Genomic DNA, 3,550 nt, shown 5'->3' on the forward strand with positions numbered 1-3,550 from the left:
CGTCGGCAAGATTGCCAATCAGGAGATCAGAGCCAACCAGCTCTTGAGACGCGGCAGCAAGTGGGCTGGCGGCTACGGAACCCCGTCTGACGGCGATGATACCAATAAGGGATCGCAGCCGGTCCGAGTGCACACTAAGAATGCCAAAAGCTTGATCATCTACTGGTCCCGGTCGGGTTCAACCGAACTGCTGGCCAGCAAGCTGGCTGATAAGCTGGACGCTGACATCTACGAGGTCCGCCTGCAGAACCCATACCCAGCCAACTACCAAAAGACTCTGGCCAGAGCCAACCGCGAAAGAGAAACTGGCAATCCGCCTGCCGTAGTCAAGGACATGTGGAGTCTCAGCCAGTATGACACTGTCTACTTTGGCTTCCAAACCTGGGCAATGACGCTCAGCCAGCCGATGCAGGGCTTTTTAAAGGCTTACGGGCAGGAATTCACTGATAAGAAACTTGCCCCCTTTGAAACCGAAGGCGGCTACGGGCAAGGCGACAGCATCAGCGTCTTCAAGCAGCTGATCAAGGAGGCCGGCGGTAAAAACAATACTTACACCAAGCCGCTCGTTGTTGACGGCAACAAGGTCGACCAAGCCGACCACCGCGTCAGTGCCTGGCTGAAACAAGTCAATTAGCATCCCCTGCCCTGTTTTTTCTCCCCGGTAAAAATGCTATAATGATCATGTAAATATTAACTATACAGGTAACGTGATTTAGCGGAGGCAGAAAAAAATGCGCGAACAAGTTCCCACTTTAGACAGCAGCTTGAGCAAAGAAGAGTTTTTGAATTTGATCCCGGCGGCCTTTCAATCAGTCGTCTTCGGGACCGTCGCCAATGGGCGGCCCTACACTAATGTCGCTGATATTGAACTGTGCCTTGACGGCAAGTTGTATTTCGCGACGACTTACGAGAAGAGCTTTTACCAAAGACTGCAGGCTCAGCCCTATGTTTCAATTACGGCTTTAAAGGGCGAAGAAACGATGTCCAGTGTCGGCTTTACTTTGAACGGCACCGTTAAGGAGGTCGACCTCTCCTACCTTGACAAGATCTATGAGCAGCATCCCGAAATGCTGGAGATCAACAAGACTGAGTCTGAGCGCCGGGAACTGCTGCGGCCTTTTGAAATCACCCCTACCGACGGCTTTGTTTATGACTTGCGGCAAACCCCAATCTTCCAAAAGGCCTTCACTTTCTAATTGCATCTAAAAAGCGACCGAAACTGTTTTAGCTTTCGGTCGCTTTTTTGCGATAAATATCTTAATCTTGCTTAGTATCTTGCAGAACGATCCCCTGGTAAAGCTTTACAGTTACCAGGTAGTAGACCAGATAAAGCAGGAAAAAGGCCAGGAATGGAATCCAAAGCTTGTAGTAAGGGTCTGGCAGGAGCAGTTTGAAGAACTGCAAGCCGAAGAGCACGTCCAGACTGCCTAAAACTGCCGGAGCCACGAACAGGATGGCAATTTCCTTGCCGATCGCTGCCTTCAAGACGCTTGTTTTACTTCCAAGCTTGTAGAGCATTTGGTAACGCGTTTTATCACTAGTCGCTGCAGAGAGAATCTTGAACATCAAAGTTGACGCCAGCATCATCAAGAATGACAAACCGAGGAAGAGACCCATGAATTCAAAGCCTGAGCACATGGCCGCAATCTGCTGGTACAAGACTGGCTTGGTAAATTGCAGGTAGAAGTAAGTCACTGATTTCTTGTTAAACTGCTTCATTTCCTGTTTCAACAGTTTCAGCAGCTGCTGGTTGTTTTTGGCAAACTCCTTGACCTTGTAGAAAGTCAGCGTTTGGCTGCTGAGCTTCTTTTTGGCAAAGGCCGCATCTGACAAGGCAATGAAGCCTTTAGAGGAGTCTTCCGGGAAAAGGCTGGCTGCTTCGGCCGCATATCTGCTGGCCTTGCCCGTTTGCTTGCCAGTCAAAGTACTGGAACTGACCTCAACGGTTTGGTAGATCCGGCCCTGCTTGTCAATCGCCTTCTTTTTCTGTGTGGAAGCGGCACTGTATTCTTGAATCTTGAGCGGTGTCTTGTCGATTTCGCTCTTCTTGACATAGAGGACGCCGGCTTTTTTGTCAGCTTTGTAGCTATAGCTGACTTTTTCCTGGACGCCAATTTTTTCCAGCTTGTCAGCCAGCTTCTCCTGCTTGCCGACGAGGACAAAGTCATAATACTGGACATCGGTCATCGCGGACTTCAGATTGTTGAAGTTGATGCCGACCGTGATGGCTCCCAGGGCCAGAGCCAGCATGATTGAAATGGCCGACAGGATTCTGGTGTAGCCGTGCAGGCGGAACTTTAATTGCCCCAGAGTATAAGGCCGCATCCCCTTGTAGAGGAAGCCGTGCTTCTTCCGTAAAAAGTCGATCACGGCCACGAAGAAGGCGTCAAAGATGAAGAAGCTGCCTAAAACGATGGTTACCAGGGCAATTGGAATTGCCTTCAGCTGCAGATCAGCTACATGTCCCATCGCCCAGTAGCCAATTGCCATAGACAGAAGACCGACCAGCGCCTGGACAGTTCTCAAGACCGGCCGGCTCTTCAAGCTGCTTGGCTTTTGATCTTCTTTTAGCAAATTGATCAGTGTCGTCTTGGTCAATTTGACCGCGTTCCATGAAGCGGCCAGGAAGAAAAGCACGATGAAAAAAAGCAAGGTCCAGAGAACCGCTGGCAGGTAAAGCGGGTTGAAATGAGCCAGAGTCAAGCCCAGCTGCTTAACCATCAAGGCTGAAACCAGTTCAGTCAAGCCGACGCCCAAAACAATCCCGATCCCTGTGGCCAGCAGCCCAGTCACCAGGGTTTCAGCGAAGATCAGCTGGCCGATCTTGCCGCTTTTTGCCCCCAGCATCATGTACATGCCGTAGTCGCGTTTTCTCATGCTCAAGAGGAAACTGTTGGCATATGCCAGATAAACCAGGACCAAAAGTCCCAGCAGAACGGTCCCGAAGCCAAAGATGAACTTGGTCGCAGCCATCGTCAGCTGGCCGGCAACGCTGGACTTGAGGAAAGCCGGATTGGCGGCCAGAGTCAGGAACATGTAAAAAATCATGCTGGCGGCACTCAAGCCAGAAAACAGGACCAGGTAGTCTTTTAGCCGGCTTTTCATCCCGGTCATTGACAGTTTAAAAATCATGTTAATCCCTTTCATTACTCAACTAGTCGGCATTTTCACTGAGCTGGCTGATCAGCTTCTTGTAGAAATCCTGCCGCTTCATGTCCCCACGCTTGATTTCTTCATCGATCAGCCCGTCGCGGATAAAGAGAATCCGGTCAGCAAAAGATGCAGAAAACGGGTCGTGGGTGACCATCAAAATTGAAACCTGGTCTTTTTGGTTGAGCATTTCCATCGTATCCAGCAAGGCTCTGGAAGACTTGGAGTCTAGAGCCCCAGTTGGCTCGTCAGCCATCAAGATTGCCGGCTCATGAACCAAGGCTCTGGCAGCGGCAACTCTTTGCTTTTGCCCGCCGGAAATAGCCGCTGGATACTTTTCCAAAACTTCGCTGATGTTGAGCTTAGCCGCGATCTTGTCGACCTTGTCGTCGATCTCTGT

The 3,550-nt window shown here is 50.4% G+C and carries 4 protein-coding genes; 2 read left to right on the forward strand and 2 right to left on the reverse strand.

Annotated elements, in window-relative coordinates; translation table 11 throughout:
• Positions 1-634: flavodoxin family protein (locus tag lacNas_RS07455; protein WP_244661440.1), on the forward strand; the 634-nt coding region annotated here is incomplete at its 5' end.
• A gap of 97 nt (positions 635-731) precedes the next feature.
• A complete protein-coding gene (locus tag lacNas_RS07460; protein WP_201331003.1) occupies positions 732-1,196 on the forward strand; it encodes a pyridoxamine 5'-phosphate oxidase family protein in 465 nt (154 codons plus the stop codon).
• 61 nt (positions 1,197-1,257) lie between these two features.
• On the opposite strand, the gene lacNas_RS07465 is transcribed toward lacNas_RS07460, so the two are convergent.
• Together lacNas_RS07465 and lacNas_RS07470 are read right to left on the reverse strand one after the other, a co-directional pair.
• The gene (locus tag lacNas_RS07465) at positions 1,258-3,132 is read right to left on the reverse strand and encodes an FtsX-like permease family protein (protein WP_201331004.1); all 1,875 of its coding nucleotides are present in this window, start codon (positions 3,130-3,132) and stop codon (positions 1,258-1,260) included.
• A gap of 22 nt (positions 3,133-3,154) precedes the next feature.
• Positions 3,155-3,550: ATP-binding cassette domain-containing protein (locus tag lacNas_RS07470; protein WP_201346741.1), on the reverse strand; the 396-nt coding region annotated here is incomplete at its 5' end.

This window comes from Lactobacillus nasalidis (assembly GCF_016587775.1).
Taxonomy (GTDB): domain Bacteria; phylum Bacillota; class Bacilli; order Lactobacillales; family Lactobacillaceae; genus Lactobacillus; species Lactobacillus nasalidis.